22 protein-coding genes are annotated in these 20,501 nt (G+C 59.7%); 1 reads left to right on the forward strand and 21 read right to left on the reverse strand.

Annotated elements, in window-relative coordinates; translation table 11 throughout:
• Positions 1-342: 342 nt before the first annotated feature.
• The 19 genes from A0251_RS06195 to A0251_RS06280 all read right to left on the reverse strand — a co-directional run bounded on the left by A0251_RS06195 (position 343) and on the right by A0251_RS06280 (position 17,318).
• A complete protein-coding gene (locus tag A0251_RS06195; RefSeq protein ID WP_062815955.1) occupies positions 343-780 on the reverse strand; it encodes a copper resistance protein NlpE in 438 nt (145 codons plus the stop codon).
• A 69-nt stretch (positions 781-849) separates the two neighbouring features.
• Positions 850-1,017 (reverse strand): hypothetical protein, encoded by a 168-nt coding sequence (locus A0251_RS17375; RefSeq protein ID WP_156478249.1) that lies wholly within the window; start codon positions 1,015-1,017, stop codon positions 850-852.
• 92 nt (positions 1,018-1,109) lie between these two features.
• Complete coding sequence (locus tag A0251_RS06200; RefSeq protein ID WP_062815956.1) at positions 1,110-1,775, reverse strand: bifunctional 2-polyprenyl-6-hydroxyphenol methylase/3-demethylubiquinol 3-O-methyltransferase UbiG; 666 nt, start codon at positions 1,773-1,775, stop codon at positions 1,110-1,112.
• A gap of 4 nt (positions 1,776-1,779) precedes the next feature.
• Positions 1,780-2,448, reverse strand: a complete 669-nt coding sequence (locus A0251_RS06205; RefSeq protein ID WP_062815957.1) for a glutathione S-transferase — start codon at positions 2,446-2,448, stop codon at positions 1,780-1,782.
• Between the two features lie 126 nt (positions 2,449-2,574).
• Entirely contained in the window at positions 2,575-4,083 is a 1,509-nt protein-coding gene (gene dacB, locus A0251_RS06210; protein WP_062815958.1) for a D-alanyl-D-alanine carboxypeptidase/D-alanyl-D-alanine-endopeptidase, read from the reverse strand.
• 148 nt (positions 4,084-4,231) lie between these two features.
• Positions 4,232-5,212 (reverse strand): lipoyl synthase, encoded by a 981-nt coding sequence (lipA, locus tag A0251_RS06215; protein ID WP_062815959.1) that lies wholly within the window; start codon positions 5,210-5,212, stop codon positions 4,232-4,234.
• A gap of 16 nt (positions 5,213-5,228) precedes the next feature.
• Positions 5,229-5,915, reverse strand: a complete 687-nt coding sequence (gene lipB / locus A0251_RS06220) for a lipoyl(octanoyl) transferase LipB (protein WP_062815960.1) — start codon at positions 5,913-5,915, stop codon at positions 5,229-5,231.
• Positions 5,916-6,344: 429 nt separating this feature from the next.
• Positions 6,345-6,647, reverse strand: a complete 303-nt coding sequence (locus tag A0251_RS17150; RefSeq protein ID WP_082810780.1) for a hypothetical protein — start codon at positions 6,645-6,647, stop codon at positions 6,345-6,347.
• Between the two features lie 206 nt (positions 6,648-6,853).
• Positions 6,854-7,123 (reverse strand): DUF493 domain-containing protein, encoded by a 270-nt coding sequence (locus A0251_RS06230; protein WP_062815962.1) that lies wholly within the window; start codon positions 7,121-7,123, stop codon positions 6,854-6,856.
• Between the two features lie 3 nt (positions 7,124-7,126).
• Positions 7,127-7,999, reverse strand: coding sequence for a D-amino acid aminotransferase (locus A0251_RS06235; RefSeq protein ID WP_062815963.1), 873 nt, complete (start codon positions 7,997-7,999; stop codon positions 7,127-7,129).
• Positions 8,000-8,068: 69 nt separating this feature from the next.
• Positions 8,069-9,229, reverse strand: coding sequence for a D-alanyl-D-alanine carboxypeptidase family protein (locus A0251_RS06240; RefSeq protein ID WP_062815964.1), 1,161 nt, complete (start codon positions 9,227-9,229; stop codon positions 8,069-8,071).
• A 188-nt stretch (positions 9,230-9,417) separates the two neighbouring features.
• Positions 9,418-10,305, reverse strand: a complete 888-nt coding sequence (locus A0251_RS06245) for a septal ring lytic transglycosylase RlpA family protein (RefSeq protein ID WP_062815965.1) — start codon at positions 10,303-10,305, stop codon at positions 9,418-9,420.
• Positions 10,305-11,348 (reverse strand): lytic murein transglycosylase B, encoded by a 1,044-nt coding sequence (mltB, locus tag A0251_RS06250; protein ID WP_063526839.1) that lies wholly within the window; start codon positions 11,346-11,348, stop codon positions 10,305-10,307. The genes A0251_RS06245 and mltB overlap by 1 nt, the downstream gene beginning before the upstream one ends.
• Before the next feature lie 158 nt (positions 11,349-11,506).
• On the reverse strand, positions 11,507-12,652 hold the full coding sequence (gene rodA, locus A0251_RS06255; protein ID WP_062815967.1) for a rod shape-determining protein RodA: 1,146 nt from the start codon (positions 12,650-12,652) through the stop codon (positions 11,507-11,509).
• A complete protein-coding gene (gene mrdA, locus A0251_RS06260) occupies positions 12,649-14,535 on the reverse strand; it encodes a penicillin-binding protein 2 (protein WP_062815968.1) in 1,887 nt (628 codons plus the stop codon). Before mrdA ends, rodA begins: the two co-directional genes overlap by 4 nt.
• A gap of 27 nt (positions 14,536-14,562) precedes the next feature.
• Positions 14,563-15,033, reverse strand: a complete 471-nt coding sequence (gene rlmH / locus A0251_RS06265; RefSeq protein ID WP_062815969.1) for a 23S rRNA (pseudouridine(1915)-N(3))-methyltransferase RlmH — start codon at positions 15,031-15,033, stop codon at positions 14,563-14,565.
• Positions 15,033-15,389 (reverse strand): ribosome silencing factor, encoded by a 357-nt coding sequence (rsfS, locus tag A0251_RS06270; RefSeq protein ID WP_062815970.1) that lies wholly within the window; start codon positions 15,387-15,389, stop codon positions 15,033-15,035. Before rsfS ends, rlmH begins: the two co-directional genes overlap by 1 nt.
• Complete coding sequence (gene nadD / locus A0251_RS06275) at positions 15,379-16,062, reverse strand: nicotinate-nucleotide adenylyltransferase (RefSeq protein ID WP_062815971.1); 684 nt, start codon at positions 16,060-16,062, stop codon at positions 15,379-15,381. The genes rsfS and nadD overlap by 11 nt, the downstream gene beginning before the upstream one ends.
• On the reverse strand, positions 16,062-17,318 hold the full coding sequence (locus A0251_RS06280; protein WP_062815972.1) for a glutamate-5-semialdehyde dehydrogenase: 1,257 nt from the start codon (positions 17,316-17,318) through the stop codon (positions 16,062-16,064). Before A0251_RS06280 ends, nadD begins: the two co-directional genes overlap by 1 nt.
• A 229-nt stretch (positions 17,319-17,547) precedes the next feature.
• On the opposite strand from A0251_RS06280, the gene A0251_RS06285 reads away from it, so the two are divergent.
• Positions 17,548-18,837, forward strand: a complete 1,290-nt coding sequence (locus tag A0251_RS06285) for an alpha/beta fold hydrolase (RefSeq protein ID WP_062815973.1) — start codon at positions 17,548-17,550, stop codon at positions 18,835-18,837.
• Positions 18,838-18,978: 141 nt separating this feature from the next.
• Here the strand turns inward: A0251_RS06285 and A0251_RS06290 are convergent, their stop codons facing one another.
• Positions 18,979-19,839 carry a class I SAM-dependent methyltransferase gene (locus A0251_RS06290; RefSeq protein WP_062815974.1) on the reverse strand — a complete coding sequence of 287 codons (861 nt, stop codon included), beginning with the start codon at positions 19,837-19,839 and terminating at the stop codon, positions 18,979-18,981.
• A gap of 97 nt (positions 19,840-19,936) precedes the next feature.
• A partial coding sequence (locus A0251_RS06295) for a DJ-1 family glyoxalase III (RefSeq protein WP_231874173.1) occupies positions 19,937-20,501 on the reverse strand: 565 nt, incomplete at its 5' end.

A 20,501-nucleotide genomic window follows, 5' to 3' on the forward strand; every position in this document is an offset into this window, starting at 1 on the left:
AGTTCAAAAAGCATGCATACTGGCATGCGGTTGTGACATCCCGGTGACTGAGCAACAAACCGGGGAACACGGATTCGAGACGGTCAGCGCGAAGGCTCGAATAAGGGGTCGCAATAATAGGTTCGCAGGCACCTGAATGCAAGTCATTCCTATTTGCGGGCCATTCACGGTACTGCATCGCAGTGTTGCTGAACGATGGGGTTATGCCGATGGGGAAGCGGGCGACAGCCACAGAAAACGGGCGTCTGGGAGGGTAAGGCTGGTGGCCGCCCCCGAAAGCGCTTTGCGGTCTTTCGGGGGGAGGCATCCAGTCAGAAGGGCGCCGTGGGACGCCCGGCAGAGTTATTTGAGCAGCAAGCGGTAATTCATGTTGGATTCGATGCGGTTACCGTCCTGATCCAGTTGTTCAATGGCGTTGACGGCATCCTTGATATAACGGCGGTCGGCATCGGGATCATCGGGGTTGATGGTGTAGATGTCGTATTGCATGTTGCCCTGCAGGCGCTTTTCCGCCTCCCAGTTACCGCGCTCTGACGCGCTCAACTCCACTTTGGAACCGCTCAGGTATTCCTCGCGCAGCTCAAAGCGAGTGGGATTGTCGTACTGATCTCGGTAAAGCGTCAGAGTGGTGCGAATGCCGGAACAATCAGCGCAGGGCAGCATGCCGCTGTATGTCAGCTTCTGGGCGGTAGGGTTGACCGGTTCTTCCGGTGGCTTGCTCTGGCAGCCGGTAACGAGAATGGCACTGCCCAGCACGGCGGCGGCGAGGTAGGTTTTCATCTTGGTACTCCCTGACAACTCCTTTAAAGATACCCCTTTGAAAAGTGTTTTTGTGTTTGGTTCGCCGTTTTAACAGTTTTTGATAATTTCATGGCGCGTTTGCGCACTGCTCAGTAGACAGGAGGGAGTCTCGGAGGGCTCGGCAGACAGGGCCTGGTGCGCATCAATCTTGCGGAAAACCCATTGCATGATGGCCAGAAAGAAAGCGAACACGATCAGGAAATAGAACAGAATCATGCAGCACCTACCCGGTTATTGTTGTGCAGACAGGCTAGAACCGGACGGTGGAGGTCACCAGCAACACTTTGTTATCAGTTGTTGGTTTACTGTTATCGGGGTTCTGGGCGGGCATGAAAAATGACGGAAACCGGCAGTGTCTGCTGCGGGTCCAGAGGTTCCTCCAGAGAGACTCGATAGCCCTGACTGTGGAGCAGCGCCAGCCAGCTCTGCAACGTGCGGAAATACCAGGGCGGAGCATCACCGAAATCAACGCAATCGGCTGGCCAGCGGGTTTCTCGCCAGCCATCGCAATAGTGTCCTTCGCAGGTCATCAACGGGTGCAGGGTCTGTATCAGCAGCAAGCCACCGGGGGAGAGCCGGCGGTGCAGCACAGCCAGTAACTGTTGTACGGATTGCTCGCCAAACAGGGAAAAATTGCACACGGCCAGATCAAAGGAGTCGGTGAGGTTCTGCGCCAGTTCACTGAAGGCCAGACAGCGGTAGTCCCCCTGTTGGTGTTGCTGGCGGGCAGCCTCCACCAGGGCCGGGATGGCATCGATGCCGGTGGTGTGAATGCCCCGGGCAGCCAGGCGGCGACACAACCAGCCCTCGCCACATCCCACATCCAGCACCCGGCTCGGCTGGTGAGCGAGGATGGCCCGTTCGATGGCCGGGTCGCTGATGCGCCGGCTGGCCAGCCCCTGCTGTTGTATCAGGCGGGTCCAGGGGGCGGCATTATCCTGCCAGCTGGCAAGGATGCGTTGCTCCGGGGTCATGTGGTCAGCGCATGGGGGTCAGTGGGCCCGCCCGTTCCACGGCTCGCTGGTACGCCGGACGTGCTTCCATCTGCTGCAGGAAGCGCTGGATTGCCGGCAACCGGCTCAGATCGGCGCGGGCAGAGGCGGCCTGCAACGGAAAGCTCATGATGATATCCGCTGCGCTGAGCGTCTCGCCTGCAAACCAGTTATGGTCGGCCAGGTGAGCCTCAATGACAGCCAGCTGGGTTTCCAGTTGCGGGTCAATGAAGGTGCCAATCACCTTGCCGCTGATGCCCTTGGCGACCGGACGGACAATAAAGGGCATGGGGGATTTGGGAATACGGCTGAATACCAGCTTCATCACCAGCAGGGGCATCAGGGAGCCTTCTGCATAGTGAAGCCAGTAACGCTCTTGCACCCAGCGTGGATCGTCGGTGCGGATTTTCCAGCTGTCGTCACCGTGTCGCTGGATCAAATATTCAATAATGGCGCCGGACTCTGCCACGGTGATGTCGCCATCGGTGATCACCGGGGATTTCCCCAACGGATGCACCTGCTTGAGTTCCGCCGGGGCCAGCATGGTTTTGCTGTCGCGGGCATAGTGGCGAATCTCGTAGTCCAGGCCCAGTTCTTCCAGCAGCCAGACGATGCGCAGGGAACGGGAGTTTTCCAGGTGGTGAAGGGTGATCATGGGCTGTCTCGCTAATCCGGTGTTGCCCGGCAGCATAGCAGAGTTATGCGCCATTCACGTGCGACACCCTGCACACCTGTGATCGGTGAGGGGGGAGCATGCAACAAAGGCATAACCCCCCGGACTTCAGTGTCTGGCGGTATCAATACTGGGAGGGCGAGCCGCCAGATGAACCTGCTTGATCACCGAGTCGAGAATGGTTTCGGTGCGCCAGGCCTGATGGTGGTTAACCATGGCAACCACCGCCCAGGTGGTGTTGTTTTCATCCCGGGTGAAGCCAGCGATGGAACGTACGTTTTTCAGTGAGCCCGTCTTGATATGGCCGAGGCCGGCCATGCCGGCCTTGCCAAGCCGCCGGCGCATGGTGCCGTCCATGGCGATCAGCGGCAGGGACGCGATCAACTCAGCCGCAAAACGGCTTTCCCAGGCTTGTTGCAACAGGCTGGCCATCTGCCGGGCAGAGATCCGTTCAAGGCGCGATAGGCCGGAGCCGTTTTCAAACACCATGCCCTGGCTGTCGATGCCCTTGGTGGCCAGCCATTCGCGGATGGTTCTTTCCGCCGCTGCCAGGTCGTCCCGGTCTCCAGGTTGACGGAATTTGGCGCCCAGGCTGAGGAACAGCTGGCGGACCATCACGTTATTGCTCCACTTGTTGATGTCACGAACCATGGTGACCAGGTCTCGCGAGGAAGTGGTGGCGAGCAGTTCGGTGTTGGCATCACGGGGGCGCAGCCCTTGACGTATCTGACCGGTGAGAGTGCCGCCCAGTTGCTGCCACAGGCCTGTGATCAGGGCGCCGGTGTAGTCGCCCTGGTCCATGACGGACAGGTAGCTGCTGGTGGAGCACCCTTTGGGCAGCACGCCGGTAACAGTGATGCGGGTGTGGCCATTTTCGGTCAGGGTCGGTTGGTAATCGAACTGGTAGCGTCGCGGGCACTGGCCGTAATCCTTGAAGACCATCCGGTTATCGATCTCTACCCCATTGAGGGTGGGTTCGGTCCAGGTATGGATGCCTCTCTCGTCAGCGCGGGAACGAATGCGCAACACATTCAGGTTGGTAAGCAAGGCGTGGGGTTCAACCAGGAAGGGCGCATTGGGGTTGTCGCCGTCATCATCAAAGTCAGGAATACCGTTGGGCAGATTGAAGGCGCTGGCGTCAAGCACCAGGTCACCCTGGATATGGTCAATGCCCATGGCGCGCAGCTCGCGCATCAACAGCCAGAGTCGCTCTTCGGTCAGTTTCGGGTCGCCACTGCCAGCAAAGTAAAGGTTGCCCTGCAGGGTGTTGCCACTGATCTTGCCGTCGGTGTACAGCCGGGTATGCCACTGATAGGTGGGACCGAGCAGCTCCAGGGCCGCATAGGTGGTGACCACTTTCATGATGGAGCCGGGATTGAAGGGGGTATCCGCATTCAGAAAGCGGGCATCACCAGGGCCGTTCAGGGGAATGGCGGTGACCGCCAGGTGCTCGTCGGCCAGCTGCAGATTCTTGGCTGCCTCCAGTACCGGAGCCAGAAGCGGGGTGGGTGAACCGGCATGGGCGGGAATGGCGCCCAGCATGCTCAACAGGGTCAGGCATGAAAGTGCTGACAGCAATGGTAAAAAGCGTGCCTTGACGGCAACCGGGTGAGACATGAGCAGACCTGGCCAGATAGTGGCGGAAAGTAGAACGGCACAAGAAAATAACTGGCCCTAGCGTAAACCAAAGCCGGGGCCGGGTCAGCGGGGGGAATCGCGATGAAATGTAAATTCATCGCGACTCCTGCGCTGGAGCGGGGCGGCATCAGGCGGGTTTGTGGATTCCCACATCAATGCCTTTGTGTTGCAGGTCTGCGTGATAGGAGCTGCGCACCATGGGGCCGGATGCCACAGAGCGGAAGCCCAGCTCCTCCGCCACACGGGCATATTCGCGGAATTCGTCCGGGTGAACGAAACGGGCCACCGGCGCGTGGTGTTTGCTGGGCTGCAGGTACTGACCAATGGTCAGCATGTCCACATCGTGGGCGCGCAGGTTCTTGATGGTGTTGATCACCTGTTCGAAGGTTTCACCCAGGCCCACCATGATGCCGCTCTTGGTGCTCACGTCCGGGCGGCGTGCCTTGTAGCGCTGCAGCAGGTCCAGTGAATGCTGGTAACGCGCGCCGGGGCGGATGTGCTTGTACAGCTCCGGGACGGTTTCGATGTTGTGGTTGAACACATCTGGCGCCGTGTCCACCAGAATATCCACGGCGGTATCCAGGCAAGGACGGAAGTCGGGGGTGAGGATTTCAATCTTGGTCTGCGGCGTGCGTGCGCGAACCTGGCGGATGCATTCGGCAAAATGCTCGGCGCCCCCATCGGCCAGATCGTCCCGGTCCACGGAGGTGATCACCACATACTTGAGCCCCAGATTTTCCACGGATTCGGCCAGATGCAGGGGCTCTTCCGGGTCCAGGGCGTTGGGGCGGCCAAAGCCCACATCACAGAAGGCACAACGTCGGGTGCAGATGTCGCCCATGATCATGAAGGTGGCAGTGCCGCCGCCGAAACATTCCGGCAGATTGGGACAGGCGGCTTCCTCGCAGACGGTGTGCAGCTTCTGCTCGCGGAGCATGGACTTGATGCGCTGGATCTCGCCGTTGGCGGGGACGCGCACACGGATCCAGTCCGGCTTCCGTTGGTAGCCGGTCTCTTCATTGACCATGGGAATGGTGCGTACCTTGTCTGCACCACGCAGCTTGTCGCCGATCTGAACCTTGCGCTTGGCCTGTGCCTGCTCGCTCATGGGGTGTCCGTTACTGTCAGGGTGCCGGGCTGTGGGCCGGCGAAAATTCGGAAACGTCATTGTACCAGTCTGGCAAGGGGGCTGTCCGTGGCGCCAGCCCCAGACGTTTGGCTAATAACGTCACCAGCTGTTGCTCCATGGTGTGGCGATCCAGCACCACGCCCTGCTGGCTAAGGGTGGTCATGGGCTGGCCAACATGGCCGCAGGGGTTGATGCGCTGCCAGGGAGACAGGTCCATGTCGCGGTTGATGGCCAGGCCGTGATAACTGGCGCCCCGGCGGATGCGCAACCCCAGTGAGGCAATCTTGGCGCCTTGCACATAGACACCGGGAGCGTCGTCACGGTTGGCCGCGTCGATGCCGTGGCTGGCCAGAAAATCGATGATGCCCTGCTCAATGGCACTGACCAGCCCCCGGCTGCCGAGTCCCAGGCGTTTAATGTCCAGCATCAGGTAGATCACCGTCTGCCCGGGGCCGTGGTAAGTCACCTGCCCGCCCCGGTCGCTGTTGACCACCGGGATCTCGCCGGCATTGAGCACATGTTCCGGTTTGCCGGCCTGACCCAGGGTGAACACCGGTGGGTGTTCCAGCACCCAGAGCTCGTCGGCAGTGTCGGCGGTACGGCCATCGGTAAGCGTGCGCATGGCCTGCCAGCAGGGGGTGTAATCCACCCGGGGGAGATAGCGAATCAAGGCATCGTTCATGGGAGAAGTATAAAGGCAGCTACAAGCTACAAGCTACGCTCGGTTGGATAGGGAAAGGTTAGAACGCTCCCGGTACCTTGGCGTTTCTACGAAGCCGCTGTAGGAGTACCTCTTGAGGTGCGAACCGCGCTTGCGCGGAAATCGACCGTAGGGCGATCAGGAATATCAAGGCTCGACAGGTCTCCGCAGAAACCATGGTGGATAGCCGTTGAGCTCTGCCGCCTCGCTACGCTCGGTTCGTCCCTCAAGAGGAACTCCTACAGACAGGCCCTCAGCCAGGCAGCGCGGAGTCCTGTGGGAATTCATGAGGTACAGGAGCTTCTTCGCGTTGCAGCTTGTCGCTTGCCGTCAACATAAAAAAAGCCCGGCAAAGCCGGGCTTAAGGCAGACCCCGTTTGGGGTAACAACAATCGAACCAGAATAACTAGCCTAGATCAGGCGATTCCCTGTCCTCTGGTTTACCAGATGCAGATTCAGTTCCTGAACGCTGATGCCGTACTCGATACCGTCCTGGTCGTCATCGCGAAGTTTGATGGTTTCAAAGGCGTCGAAATGTACGGGGGTGCCGTGGACGCTTTGCTGGATATGCGGGCTGCGCGGCATGGCGGGAACAATGTCCGCAGAATGGGGCATATTGACGGAATGAACCGTTTGGGACGTGGGGCTCGGCAGATCAACAGCGACCAAAATCAGCAAGCAACTGCACAGACACAATAAGGTCAGCGTTTTCATTTTTGTGATCCCGTTACATTCTTCTTATAGGTGGGACCATACGGGCACGCGGGTACCAAACCAATGGTGGCTTGGTGAGGCTTGCGTGTCGGGCTGTGACCAAGGGTTAAATTGTGTAATGGCGCCGGTGAAACACACAGGGAATGACAGCTTTCGCAACCCGGTCCGGGATTTTTCTGCCAACCCTGCGTTTGGGGAGAGTGACGTCAGAGCGACATCTTCACGTGCGGGCACTCATTGAGCGCTTTGTAGATGGCTTCCACCTGCTCGCGATTGCGCATGGTCACCTGGGCAGTGAAGGAAACAAAATTGCCTTTACTACTGGGCTTGCGCGCCAGGTGGTTGTCAGCATCGAAGTCCTCGAGGTGTGTTTCAAGGATCTCGATTAATACGGTTTCCAGGGGTGAGTCCGCCAGGCCCATGACCTTCAGTTGCATATCGTGGGGAAACTCCCAGAGGTGTTCCTGAATCGCCATGGCTTACTCCTGGTCCAGGCCGCACAGGCGGCGTTTGAAATCGATATAGTGCCGGGCCAGTGTTTTCCACATGGCGCCGGGTTTGCCGTTGCCTACCACAGCCTCATTCAATTGCGTGATCGGCACCACTTCCCGGGTGGAGCTGGTGATCCAGATCTCTTCTGCCTGTCGCAACTGGGCTTCGGTGATTTCTGTTTCCGCAAAGGGCAGGCTGTGTCGGGCGCATAATTCTACTACCAGATCGCGGGTGATGCCGCCCAGAATGGCATGATTTTTTGGCGGAGTGAGGATGGTGCCGTCGAGCACGATGAAGACGTTGCTGGCGGAGCCTTCTGTCACGAAGCCATCCCGCAGCAGAATGGTTTCCATGGCTCCGCTGGTGGCTGCCTGTTGCCGCAACAGACTGTTGGGCAGCAGGGAAATGGATTTGATGTCGCAGCGGGCCCAGCGGATATCGTCCCGGGTGATGGCCTTGCCCCCCGTGGCGGTGTCCGGGCTATCGGCGGCGGGAACGGCGATGGGGCTGGTCATCATGAACACGGTGGGAGACACCGGTGGCGTGGGGAAGGCGTGGTCACGCCGGGGAGCGGCGCCACGGGTAACCTGAAGATAGACGGAAAGGTTGCCGCCGCCATTGCGTGCGATCAGTTCTTCGCACAGCGCCTGCCACTGTGCGGACGAGAAGGGGTTGCGGATTTCCACTTCACGCAGGGACCGTTCCAGCCGTTGCAGATGCTCCTCGAAGCGGAACAATACGCTGTTAAAGGCCGGAATCACTTCATAGATGCCGTCCGCAAACAGAAAACCCCGATCCATTGGAGAGATCCGAGCCTCTTCTGGCGCCATGAAGGCGCCATTGAGATAGACCTGGGACATGTCGTTTCCTCTGACAGTCTGACGCCTGGCGCCGCCAGTGGGGTGTCAGGCGTCGAGCATCAGGCGTGCTTAAAACAGCCCCTTGAAGAACAGCAGAACATGATGCCAGAGCTTGGTAAAGATGCCGGCCTCTTCAATGTTTTCCAGGGCAACCAGGGGTTTTTCCATCAGCACGTCGTTGTTCTGACGAACGGTCACGGTGCCGTATTGCTGACCCTGCACGATAGGGGCTTTCAATTGCGGGTTCACCGTCATTTCCGCTTTCAGGCTTTCATGGCTGTCACGGGGAATGGTCAACACCAGATCTTCAGCCAGGCCCAGGCGCAGCTGTTTGCTCTCGCCCATCCAGACATCCACGGTATCGAGAATATCCCCGGCGCTGTAGGCCTTGTAGGTCTCGAAGAAACGGAACCCGTAAGTGAGCAGTTTCTGGGACTCGCGCGCGCGGGCAGATTCCGAGTCGGTGCCCATGACCACGGTAATCAAGCGCATGCCGTCTTTCTCTGCGGACGATACCAGACAGTAACCGGCTTCTTCGGTATGGCCGGTTTTCAGACCGTCCACGCTGGGATCGCGCCACAACAGCAGGTTACGGTTCTGCTGGGTGATGCCGTTGTAGGTGTATTCCTTCTCCGCGTAAATGTCGTAGTGTTCGGGAAAGTCGCGGGTAATAGCGCGGGCCAGAATGGCCATGTCACGGGCGGTGGTATAATGGTTTTCAGCCGGCCAGCCGGTGGAATTGACGAAGTGGCTGTCTTTCATGCCCAGGCGACGAGCGTGTTGATTCATCAGGTCGGCAAAGGCGTCTTCCGAGCCGGCAATGAATTCCGCCATTGCCACGCTGGCATCGTTGCCGGACTGGATGATGATGCCACGCAGCAGGTCGCCAACGGGTACCCGGGTGCCTTCGCGGACAAACATCCGTGAGCCGCCCATTTTCCAGGCCTGTACGCTGATCGGGGCCATATCCTGTTCGGAGATATTGCCTTTCTGCAATTCTGCCTCGGCGATGTATGCCGTCATCATCTTGGTCAGGCTGGCGGGAGGGAGCCGCTGATCCGCATTGTGCTCGACGATGATGTTGCCGCTGGCCGCATCCATCAGCAGATAGCCACGGGCATCAACCTGCGGAGCCCGAGGGACCGTGCTGGCCTGGGCCTGCAGGGACATCAGGGTGCCGAGAAGGGCAACGATGATAAAAAAGGTAGAGCGAAACGACTGGGGGCGCATGGATTTCCTGCCTGTTGTGTCCTTGTCAGCCTGAAAATTCAGGGGTCTGTGAGTCGAAGGGGGAAGCCCTGAGCGTCTTTGACAGAGAAAAGGGCAAAAATTCCCCGACATCACGGGATGGCTGCATTCTAGATGAGCGCAACCGAGCTGTTAACCGGAGGAACGGCTTAGTTTGCCCAAACTGCCTGTCAGGGCGTAATGGGCACCGGCCGTTCGAACCCGGCGTCGGCCATGGTTTGACGCACCTGTTGGCGTTGTTGGTCGTCCGTATAGGGGCCGATCCAGACGCGATGCAGCGCCTTGCCTGAGCGGATTTCGCTGCTCAGGCCCAGCTGATCCCGCAGGCTCTGCTGCATGCGTTCTGCGGCAGCACGGTCCTGAAAGGCCCCGGCCTGAAGAAACAGTCTTGGTTCGCTGCCGGTGTTCGGGGGCGGGCTGTCCACGGCGGCACGCACCGCCGTGGGTATTTTGCTTGCGGGCAGGGAGGGATCCGGGGTTGCACTGATGGTTTCCACTCTGACCCGGCCGGTGCCGGCCTGTTCAATCCCCAGCCGCACGGCGGCGGCCCAGGACAGATCGATGATGCGGTCCTCATGGAAGGGGCCGCGATCGTTGATTCGCACTACCAGGCTCTTGCCGTTATCCAGATTAGTGACGCGGGCATAAGTGGGCAGGGGCAAGCTGCGATGGGCGGCGGTGAAGCGGTACATATCGAAGGATTCGCCGCTGGAGGTACGGTGGCCATGGAATTTCTGACCGTACCAGGACGCCAGCCCCTCGGCTTGGTAGCCTTCGGCGCTGGGGAGCACCCGGTAGGTCTTGCCCCAGACACTGTAGGTATCCGGGTTGCCATAGCGGCTGCGGGGCTCGTTCTTGGGCACCGGTTCAGGCAGTTGTGAGACGTCCCGCCGTTCCTTCGGTGGCGTATCCTGGTCCATGCTGTAGCGGTCCGACCCCGGTGCTCCGTTTTTGACAGTATCGTCGGGGACACTATCGCCGGAGGAAGAGGGGCCCGGGGTGGTGGCGCAGGCGCCCAGCAGCGTGCAGGTGGCCAGCGCCCATGCCAGTCGCATCATTAGTGGGTCTCCAGGGCTGCAGCGATCTCTCGAGACAGTTGTAGCACGGCCATGGCGTAGAGGCGACTGTGGTTGTAGCGGGTAATGACGTAGAAATTATCGGTGGCCAGCCAGAACTCGGTGCCTTGCAGGCCTTCCAGGTCCAGCAGGGCGACACGGGTGTCTCCCGGCAGATCAAAGCAGTATTCGCTCTTTACGCCGCTACCTTCGCAGCTGATTGGCGACACCTGCGCCTGGCGGGCCTGATCCAGGGTGAAAGATGGCTTGTAGCCTTTTTTCGCCAGCGGTTGATAGCCACTGCCTTCCACACGAGCGCGGGCCGCCACCGGCAGGTCCGGCTGCCAGCGATGCTCATGGAAGTAGTTGGCCACGGAACCGATGGCATCCACCGGGTTGTTCACCAGGTCGGTGACGCCATCGTTGTCAAAGTCGACGGCATAGGCCTGGTAGCTGGTGGGGATAAACTGACCATAACCCATGGCGCCGGCGTAGGAGCCGGTGATGACGTTGGCATCGATATGGGCCTTTTGCTCCAGCTCAAACAGGGCTTTGAGCTGCTTGCGGAAGAAGCTGGCCCGGGGCGGGTAGTCAAATCCCAGGGTGGCCAGGGCGTCCACCACCCGGTAGGAGCCCATATACTGCCCGTAACGGGTTTCCACGCCGATGATGGCCAGGATGATTTCCTGGGGAACCCCATAGGTCTGTTCGGCCCGGGCCAGGGTATCGGCGTGTTCGCGGTAAAATTCCACCGCTTTCTGCACCCGGCTCTCCTGCAGGAAGATTTTCTGGTAAGTCGCCCAGGTGTGGGTTTTTTCCGCCGGACGGGCAATGGACTCCAGAATTTTCGGCTGGCATTCGGCACTGCCGAGCACCTGGCGAATACGGGCCTCATCACCGCCTTCGGCCACCAGCTCACGAATCATGGTTTTGGCCAGATCCCGCTGCAGGTAATCATTGTTTTGCGGGCAGGTATGCTCAGCCAGGCTCGGCAGGGATGTACAGAGCAGTGCTGTGGCCAGAATGGCTTGATAGGAACGACGCAAAGGGTGATCTCCTGTTTTCGTTATATCCATTGACCGCGTTGTGGCGGTTTTGTGCCCGGCTGGATGAAAAAGGCGAGTTACGAGTTGCGAGTTGGGAAGAGCGAAGAGCAACACCGTTTTTTTCAGGGTTTTCGCTTCTCGCAACTCGCTCCTCGCTTCTAATAACTCATCAGTCGCCGATGGGTGTGAATCGACATGAGCATGCCAAAGCTGGCCAGCAAGGTAACGATAGAGGTGCCGCCGTAGCTGATCAGGGGTAACGGTACCCCCACCACGGGTAAGAGTCCGGACACCATGCCGATGTTCACAAAAATATAAATAAAAAATGTCATCGTCAGGCTGGAGGCAAACAGGCGGGAAAAGGTGTCCTGCGCCTGCCAACTGATAAAGAAACCCCGTCCCACAATCACCAGATAAACCATCAGCAACAGGGTGACGCCCACCAGACCGAACTCTTCGCTCAGGACGGCCAGGATGAAGTCGGTAGAGGATTCCGGCAGAAAATCCAGACGGGACTGGGTGCCGTCCAGCCAGCCCTTGCCATCTACGCCGCCGGAACCGATGGCGGTTTTCGACTGGATAATGTTCCAGCCGGTACCCCGCGGGTCGGCTTCCGGGTTCAGGAAGGTATCCACCCGGTTGCGCTGGTAGTCGTGCATGACAAAGAAGTACATCAGCGGCGCGGCGGTGACCACCAGCAGTACGGCCACGGCGATCAATCGCCAGGACAGCCCGGCCATGAACAGCACCACCAGCCCGCTGGCGGCAATCAGGATGGCGGTACCCAGATCCGGCTGCATGCCGATCAGGGCTGCGGGGATTCCCAGCAATGCCAGGGCAACCAGTACATCCATGAGCTTGGGTGGCAGGGTGCGTTCACTGAAGTACCAGGCGACCATGGCGGGCACCGCCAGTTTCATGGCTTCAGCGGGCTGGAAGCGGCCGATGCCGGGGATGCTGAGCCAACGCTGGGCGCCTTTGGCTTCCGTGCCGGCCACCAGTACCAACACCAGCAGAAACAGGCCGGCGGTATAAAGAAACGGGGCCCAGAACCGGTAACTGCGCGGAGGAATCTGGGCCAGCAGGAACAGCGCGGTGAGTCCGGCGCCAAAACGGATGCACTGGCGCACGACCATCTCCATGCTTTCGTCGCCGGCACTGTAAAGGACAGCCAGGCCACCAAGCATCAATACCATCAAGCCCGCCAGCAAGGGGGCATCCAGGTGCAGTCGCATGGCCAGCCCCGGAGACAGTGTGGCTCCGGTCTGGCCCGGCATCTGACGGATATATTCGCGCTGGCTCATGGCGTAACCTCGGTGGGAACGGGCAGGAATTCCTGGAATACCGGCGGTACGTCCAGTTGGCCATTGTCATCCAGTAACCAGGCATCCATAACCTGGCGGGCCACCGGCCCTGCCACGGAACCGCCATGGCGGCCGTTTTCGATCAACACTGCCACGGCGATGGCGGGTGTTTCTGCCGGCGCAAAAGAGACCATCAGTGCATGGTCGAGCATTCGCTCTGCCAGCTCTTCCTCGTTGTAGGTCTCATCCTGGCCCACCGAAAAGACCTGGGCGGTACCGGACTTGGCAGCGATGGGGTACTGGGCATCCACCGCCATCACCCGAGCGGTTCCCTTGGGGCCGGTCACGGCCACCATGGCCTCGGTCATTTTCTCCCAGTCGCTTTCATTCTTGAGGACGATATCGTCACGCTCCACCGGGTGTGTTTCTCCACCCAGGGTGGGGACTATCTGCTTCCCGTGGGAGGCGGTAATCGCTGTGGCAGTGGCCAGTTGCAGTGGGGTGGCCAGCACAAAGCCCTGGCCAATGCTGGCGTTGATGGTGTCGCCATGGAACCAGGCGCTGTTGCGGTAGGCGCGCTTCCACTCCTTGGAGGGCATGACGCCGCGGGATTCGTTGTAAAGGTCGATGCCTGTGGGCTGGCCCAGCGAGAACTTGGTCATGTACTCATGCATGCGGGCGATGCCCAGCTTGAAACCCATATCGTAGAAATAGGTATCGCAGGATTGTACGACGGCCTTGTGCATATCCACCCGGCCATGGCCCCAACGTTTCCAGTCCCGGTAGCGATGGGGGTTGTTTTCCAGTTGATAGTAGCCCGGGTCGGAGATGGTGCGCTGCCAGTTGGTGACGCCGGCGTCGAGCCCGGCCAGACCCAGCATGGGTTTGATGGTTGAACCGGGGGGATAGCGGCCCTGCAGGGCCCGGTTGAACAACGGGTTGTCCGGATCGCTCTGATAGGCCGAGTAATCCTTGTGGGAAATACCGGTGACGAACAGATTGGGGTCAAAGCCGGGCTTGCTGACAAAGGCCAGGACACTGCCATCGCGGGGATCAATTGCCACCACGGCCCCACGGCGGTCGCCCAGGGCTTTGTTGGCGGCTTCCTGAACACGCATGGAAATTCGCAGGCGCATGTCTTCGCCGGGAATCGGGGGCTGTTCCTCAAGCACTCGCAGAATCCGTCCCCGGGCGTTGGTTTCTACCTGACGATAGCCCACCTGACCATGCAGACGATCTTCGTAAAAACGCTCAACCCCGCTGCGGCCATAGAAATGGGTGCCGGCATAATCGCGCTGCTCGTTCAGCGTCATGGCTTCCAGGTCCTGGCTGTTGATGCGGTTCACGTAGCCAATCACGTGGGACAGGGCATCGCCGTGGGGATAATGGCGAATCGGGTTGGCGGAGATACGAATGCCGGGCAACCGATGTTGGTTGACTGCCAACCGGGCGATTTCCTCTTCCGTGAGTCGAGCGCGCATGGGAATGGGTTCCCAGGGGCGTCTGGCGGTCTGCCTGCGTTTGTGGAACCGCTCCAGATCACTGTCGTCAAGCGCCACCATGGTGCCAAGATCTTCGATCAGCGCATCCAGATCCGTGGCCTGCTCGATGACGATTTCCAGGGAAAAATCCGGTCTGTTTTCCGCCAGGATGACGCCGTCACGGTCGGTGATCAGACCGCGAGGCGGTGAAACAGCAATCACCTGTACTCGGTTTTTATCGCTGAGGGTGGTATAGCGGCTGTGCTGGATGACCTGCAGCCAGATCATCCGGCTGATCAGGATCAGCGTCAGCAACAACACCAGAAAGACAGCCACGACCAGACGCACGCTGAAAATGCGCTGTTCATGGTGGTGGTCTTTCAGTGTTAATGGTCGGCGCATGGTGGCGTCTGCGTCAGGGGGCAAAGGTCAGCGATGATAGGGGTGCCCGGTAAGCAGCGTCCAGCCCCGGTAAAGCTGCTCGGCCAGCAGAACCCGCACCAGCGGGTGGGGCAGGGTCAGGGTCGACAGGCTCCAGCGCTCGTGGGCACTGGCGGACAGTTGTGGGCAGAGTCCATCCGGCCCCCCTACCAAAAGGACCAGATCCTGGCCCAGATCTTTCAGTTCACCCAGTTTACGGCTGAGTGCAGGGGTGTCCAGCGCTCGCCCGTTAACCTCCAGCGCCACGACCTTGGCACCCGGATATTTTTCCAGGCGTTTGCGGATGGCGTCGGCTTCGTTGCGTATCTGGTTGGCGGTGTCTCCCTTGGTCCGTTTGGGCAGGGGGATTTCCTCCAGTTCCAGACGCATGTCCGGAGGCATACGTTTCTGGTACTCGGCAAAGCCCTCGGTGACCCAGGCGGGCATGCGGGTACCCACCGCCAGCAGGAACAGTCGCATTATTCTTTGGTTTCGCGGTCCGGGTGATGCTGGGGATTACGCCACAGACGTTCCAGATCGTAGAACTCGCGGGTGGCGGGCAGCATCAGATGCACGATCACGTCGCCCAGATCCACCAGTATCCACTCGCCGGTGTCCTGGCCTTCGCTGCCCAGGGGCTCGTGGCCGGCGTTCTTGGCCGCTTCCACCACGTTGTCGGCCAGAGCCTTCACATGGCGGTTGGAGGTACCGCTGGCGATGACCATGTTATCGGCCACACTGGTGATTTCACGCACGTCCAGCTGGGTAATGTTCTGGGCTTTGACTTCTTCCAGTGCGTCAATAACCAGTTGCAATAGCGGGGTGTCAGCGCTCATGAGGCCTCGTGTCTGATTCGGGGGAGGAGGATTTGGCCACATTATACAGATGGTGGCGATGAATATGGTCAACAACTGCCGGGTCCAGGGCCGGGCAGTCGCCTTTTTCCGTCAGCGCCTGACGAATGGCGGTGGCGGACACGTCCAGAAACGGCCTCTGTAGCATCAACCTCAGGCCAAAGGCTTGTCCTGCCAGACTGTCCGCGTCGGCTTCCGGGAAAGCGGCCTGGACCCGGTCGTCCGCCAGCGGGCTGTCCGGGCGGGGCACCACGGCCAGGTGACAGAGGGCGGCGTAGTCCTGCCAGTGATGCCAGTGGTGCAGATTGGCGAAACTGTCGGCGCCGATCATGAATACCAGCGGCCGCTCACCGATCTGTTTGCGATAGTGTTGCAGGGTCAGGAGGCTGTAGCTGGGACCGGATTGCTTCAATTCCCAGTCGTCCGGAATCAGCTTTGGGTGGCCTTTGCAGGCCAGTTTCAGCATGGCCAGACGCTGCTCACCATTGGCCAGGGGCTGGGGCCGGTGGGGCGGCACTGAGTTGGGAAGCAGATGCACAGGGGCTTCGCCAAGCACCCGGGACACCGACCGGGCCGCACTGATGTGGGCCCGGTGGACGGGGTCGAAGGTGCCGCCGAACAGCACCAGTGGTGTGGTGTCGTGAGCGGGGCGCACTACTGGCGGATGTGTCCGTCGCCCAGCACCACCCACTTCTGGCTGGTCAGGCCTTCCAGTCCCACCGGTCCACGGGCATGAATCTTGTCCGTGGAGATACCGATTTCCGCACCCAGACCGTATTCAAAGCCATCGGCGAACCGGGTGGAGGCGTTCACCATCACCGAGCTGGAATCCACCTCGGTGAGGAATTGCCGGGCCCGGGTGTAGTTTTCCGTCACGATGGCTTCGGTGTGACCGGAGCTGTAGCGGTTGATATGGGCGATCGCCTCGTCCAGGTCCCGGACCAGCTTCACCGCCAGGATCGGCGCCAGGTACTCTTCACCCCAATCGGTCTCGGTCGCTTCCAGCATGCCGTCCACCAGGCTGCGAGCCTGCTCGCACCCCCGCAACTCGACACCGGCATCGCGGTATTTGGCCGCCAGCTCCGGCAGGACCTGCTGGGCGATGGCATTGGCCACCAGCAGGGTCTCGGTGGTGTTGCAGGTGCCGTAGCGCTGGGTCTTGGCGTTGTAGGCCACCTTGATGGCCTTGGCAATGTCCGCCTGGTCATCAATGTAGGTATGGCAGTTGCCGTCCAGGTGCTTGATCACCGGTACCCGCGCGTCGTTGCTGATACGCTCGATCAGGCCCTTGCCGCCACGGGGGACGATGACATCCACGTACTCGGGGTGGCTAATCAGTTCTCCCACCGCCGCCCGGTCAGTGGTTTCCACCACCTGCACGGCGGTGTCCGGCAGGCCCGCTTCGCGCAGACCCACGCGGATGCACTCGGCGATGGCCTGATTGGCATGGATGGCTTCGGAGCCGCCACGCAGGATGGCCGCATTGCCGGATTTCAGGCACAGGGCCGCCGCATCAATGGTCACGTTGGGGCGTGACTCGTAAATAATGCCGATGACCCCCAGCGGAACGCGCATCTTGCCCACCTGGATACCCGACGGGCGATAGGCCAGATCGGTGATCACGCCCACCGGATCGGCCAGACCGATAATCTGTTCCAGGCCCTCCACCATGGCGTCGAAACGGGCCGGGGTGAGTTCCAGACGGTCGAGCAGGGCGGCATCCAGGCCGTTATTGCGACCGTTGTCCAGATCCTGCTGGTTGGCGTGCAGCACGGCATTGCGGTGGCTGCGCAAGGCGCTGGCGATGGCGGCCAGGGCCTTGTCCTTGTCTCCGGAGCTGGCGCGGGCCATGGCCCGTGAAGCCGCGCGGGCCTGCTCGCCAAGGCGTTGCATATATTGCTGGATATCCATAGTTCTCAAAGCTGAAAAAAGTGGTCAAGAGCGGCATTATAACGACAACCGGTCCTTTACGCTTGCACACAAATGGTGAAGAATTGAAAACCTTTGCTACACAAGTAGGCCTAAATTATTGATTTTGTGGCACGAATGTACCGTTTGTGTGGCGTAACACGGACTGCCTCATCCTGCCGGGTAAGGGTAGCCGATACAACAAGAAAAACTTGAACGGAGCCAGAGACTTATGGCCATTCGCTACCAGGAATACACCCGCTCCGCCATTAAAGCTGCCCCGTTTCAACTCTGGGTGGGCCAGTGGCGTATTGATTACCTGGCGTTCTCGCATCCGGATAATGCCCACAAACCGCCGTTGCTGGTGGTGGGTGGCGCCTTCCAGAACTTCACTTCCTACAAGTACTGTGTTGAGCGTATCTACCAGGATTTCCCGGTGGTGCTGGTGGATCTGCCCTCTCTGGGCAATAACACCCAGATTGCCCCGGATTTGAGCATGGAGGATCTGGCGGACCTGCTATACGAATTCACCTGCCAGTCCGGCCTCGAGAAAGTCCACCTGATGGGCCTGTCGTTGGGGTCCGCCGTTGCCAGCACCTTTGCCTACAAGTACCCCCGGGCCACCGACAAGCTGATTGTGGCGGGTATTGTTACCCGTCCGCGCAAGAGCTGGCGCATGCTGGTGGAAGAATCCGTGCGTGTCCTGGAACAGGGGCGCATGGATGAATTCAGCCAGGCGGTGGTGCTCTACCTGGTCAACTACGACAAGATGAAGGAAACCGGCATTACGCCCACGGCCCGCAAGCTGTTCTACCGGCAGATGAAGCAGCTATCCGACAATGAGCGGGAACGCTACAAGATCAACGGGCGGCGTCTGTTGTCTGTGGAAGGGCTGTTGGGGTATCCGGAATGCGACACCCTGGTGACTACCGGCGAGTTCGACAGCTTTACCCTGCCTTGGGAAAACGCCTCTTTTGCCGAAAAGTGTCCCAATGCCCAGTTCACGCTGATCAAGGGGGCGGATCACCTGCCGCAGCTGGAAAAGCGGGAAGTGTCTCTGGACCTGTTTTCTACCTTCCTGCGGGGCGAGTCACTGGAACGCGTCCAGGGCATCCGCCGTTTCGGCAAGGGAGAATACCAGCGTATCGAGCGCCGTCGTGCCGAGCGGCTGGTGCCGTGCAACAACCACGGCTATGTGACCAGCGAATCCCGGGTGGGCGACCGCTTCCGCTTCAACAAGCCGGTACAGGTGGTGGACATCAATTTCTTTGGTTGTCTGATCAAACTGAGCGAGCCCGGTTTTTCCATCGCCGATCACGCCCGTGACTGCACGCTCTACATGGAAAGCCCGGAGCTGAAACTGGAGCTGCTGGTGTTTGATTACGACGACGCCGGTTACCTGCGCTGCCTGTTCAAGCACGGCAATATCCAGGCCGCAGAGCGATTCACCGAGCTGCTGAAAAACAGCGAGTATTTCCTGCACCAGGACAGCGAAGGGAATGTGCATCGCATTTATGGATGAGGGGGAAGCAGTTAACAGTAAACAGTTAATAGTTAACAGCTAAAAAAGATAAAAACGAAAGAGGCCGCACCCAAAGCATGGGCGCGGCCTCTTTGTTGTTGGCCATAAAAAACCAGCTCGCGAGCTGTTAACTGTTCACTATTAACTGTTAACTGCCCCAACGGTTGCTTCCATGATCCTGACCATGGGATTCCCCCGCGTTTTCGGAATCGGTAGCTTGCCGTAGTAGTCCGCCGGGTTGTGGATGGTGAGGTTGTGAAAGCCAAGGGAATGAAAGTGATCCACGGCTTCCATGTCGGAGTGGAAGTGGAACCCTACCTGGCTGCGGGACACAGTGCCCAGCATGCCACCCAGCACCTTGAGTGTGCGGTAGAAGGGCATGCCCTTGTAGAGCGGGTAATTGTCGGTGAGATAAGTGCCCCGAGGAAAAGCGGTGAGGGCGCTGGCCAGCTTGCGCCAGAAGTCGGAAATCACCTCCAGCGGGAAGTAGTTGACCAACCCTTCGGTAATTACCACCACAGGTTTGCTCTGGTCCAGTTGGCCCAGCACATGACCCAGACTCAGTTCCCCGTCTTCCGCGAAGATATTGATCGGCTGCACGCGATGACGCTCGCTCAGAACACCGTGCTCTTTCAGCAGTTGCTGTTTGCGCCGGGCCATATCCGGCAGGTCCGTTTCGATATAGGTGATCTGCGGGTATTGCTGGCAGAAACGGTGGCCACGGGGTGACAGGCCACAGGCGATCTCCACCACCTGCGTTACCCCGTCGTTGATCAATTGATGAAGCCGATGATCAATCAGATGGTGACGCTGTAGCAGGAAGGTACGGATGTTGCCGCCGACCACATGGCGACCCACGTACTCGAAGGGGGCCAGGGCGCCATAAAGAAAGGCACCGCCGCGGGTGCGAAAGAAGGGGGCGGAGATGCCGTCACGGGTCCATACATGGCCGGTGTACAGGGCGGTAAAGCTGATGGATGAAGTATCCCGGGGTTCACTCATTGTTGTTCTGGCTGGTTGTGGCAGAGGCCTGACAGGCTAGCAGAATTCCGCCATTGAGTGATGGCAATTTGTGCCAAATTGCCGGTGGTGTCAGGGTTCAAAGCACCATGGGCGATGCCACTGTATCGCGCTTCTCCCTGCCGCACAGGGTTTCTACCAACGTCAGAGCGAATTCCAGAGCGGTGCCCGGGCCGCGGCTGGTCAGGCACTGGCCGTCGTGGACCACCCTCTCTTCCATTCTACTTTTATCCGGCAGGGCGTCAGTGAAGGCCGGGTGGCCGGTTGCCGCGACGCCATCGAGCAGGCCGTGTGGGGCCAGAGCCACCGCGGGGGCGGCGCAAATGGCGCCGTAAAGGCGGCCGCTGTCTCGCTGGCCGTGAAGTTTATCGATCAACTTTTTGCTGTCGGCCAGGGCCTTGGCGCCGGGCATGCCACCGGGTAACACGATCAGATCGAAGTCCTGTGCCATCACATCGTCAATCAAGGCGTCGGCCCGGATACGGGTACCACGGGCGGCCACAATGTCAGGTGTGCCGGTAACGCTGGCCACGGTGACTTCCACGCCCGCACGACGCAGCACGTCGATCAGGGTGACGGTTTCGATGTCTTCGCTGCCATCGGCGATGGGGATCAGGGCGGTGGGCATAACAGCTCCAGATATA

The organism is Alcanivorax sp. NBRC 102024 (assembly GCF_001602235.1).
In the GTDB taxonomy this organism is placed as follows: Bacteria; Pseudomonadota; Gammaproteobacteria; order Pseudomonadales; family Alcanivoracaceae; genus Alcanivorax.

Excerpts from the sequence above, each read along its gene's own strand:
- A0251_RS06195 (WP_062815955.1), bottom strand. The coding sequence starts at position 780 with ATGAAAACCTACCTCGCCGCCGCCGTGCTGGGCAGTGCCATTCTCGTT.
- A0251_RS17375 (WP_156478249.1), bottom strand. The coding sequence starts at position 1,017 with ATGATTCTGTTCTATTTCCTGATCGTGTTCGCTTTCTTTCTGGCCATC.
- A0251_RS06200 (WP_062815956.1), bottom strand. The coding sequence starts at position 1,775 with ATGACCCCGGAGCAACGCATCCTTGCCAGCTGGCAGGATAATGCCGCC.
- A0251_RS06205 (WP_062815957.1), bottom strand. The coding sequence starts at position 2,448 with ATGATCACCCTTCACCACCTGGAAAACTCCCGTTCCCTGCGCATCGTC.
- dacB (WP_062815958.1), bottom strand. The coding sequence starts at position 4,083 with ATGTCTCACCCGGTTGCCGTCAAGGCACGCTTTTTACCATTGCTGTCA.
- lipA (WP_062815959.1), bottom strand. The coding sequence starts at position 5,212 with ATGAGCGAGCAGGCACAGGCCAAGCGCAAGGTTCAGATCGGCGACAAG.
- lipB (WP_062815960.1), bottom strand. The coding sequence starts at position 5,915 with ATGAACGATGCCTTGATTCGCTATCTCCCCCGGGTGGATTACACCCCC.
- A0251_RS17150 (WP_082810780.1), bottom strand. The coding sequence starts at position 6,647 with ATGAAAACGCTGACCTTATTGTGTCTGTGCAGTTGCTTGCTGATTTTG.
- A0251_RS06230 (WP_062815962.1), bottom strand. The coding sequence starts at position 7,123 with ATGGCGATTCAGGAACACCTCTGGGAGTTTCCCCACGATATGCAACTG.
- A0251_RS06235 (WP_062815963.1), bottom strand. The coding sequence starts at position 7,999 with ATGTCCCAGGTCTATCTCAATGGCGCCTTCATGGCGCCAGAAGAGGCT.
- A0251_RS06240 (WP_062815964.1), bottom strand. The coding sequence starts at position 9,229 with ATGCGCCCCCAGTCGTTTCGCTCTACCTTTTTTATCATCGTTGCCCTT.
- A0251_RS06245 (WP_062815965.1), bottom strand. The coding sequence starts at position 10,305 with ATGATGCGACTGGCATGGGCGCTGGCCACCTGCACGCTGCTGGGCGCC.
- rodA (WP_062815967.1), bottom strand. The coding sequence starts at position 12,652 with ATGAGCCAGCGCGAATATATCCGTCAGATGCCGGGCCAGACCGGAGCC.
- mrdA (WP_062815968.1), bottom strand. The coding sequence starts at position 14,535 with ATGCGCCGACCATTAACACTGAAAGACCACCACCATGAACAGCGCATT.
- rlmH (WP_062815969.1), bottom strand. The coding sequence starts at position 15,033 with ATGCGACTGTTCCTGCTGGCGGTGGGTACCCGCATGCCCGCCTGGGTC.
- rsfS (WP_062815970.1), bottom strand. The coding sequence starts at position 15,389 with ATGAGCGCTGACACCCCGCTATTGCAACTGGTTATTGACGCACTGGAA.
- A0251_RS06280 (WP_062815972.1), bottom strand. The coding sequence starts at position 17,318 with ATGGATATCCAGCAATATATGCAACGCCTTGGCGAGCAGGCCCGCGCG.
- A0251_RS06285 (WP_062815973.1), top strand. The coding sequence starts at position 17,548 with ATGGCCATTCGCTACCAGGAATACACCCGCTCCGCCATTAAAGCTGCC.
- A0251_RS06290 (WP_062815974.1), bottom strand. The coding sequence starts at position 19,839 with ATGAGTGAACCCCGGGATACTTCATCCATCAGCTTTACCGCCCTGTAC.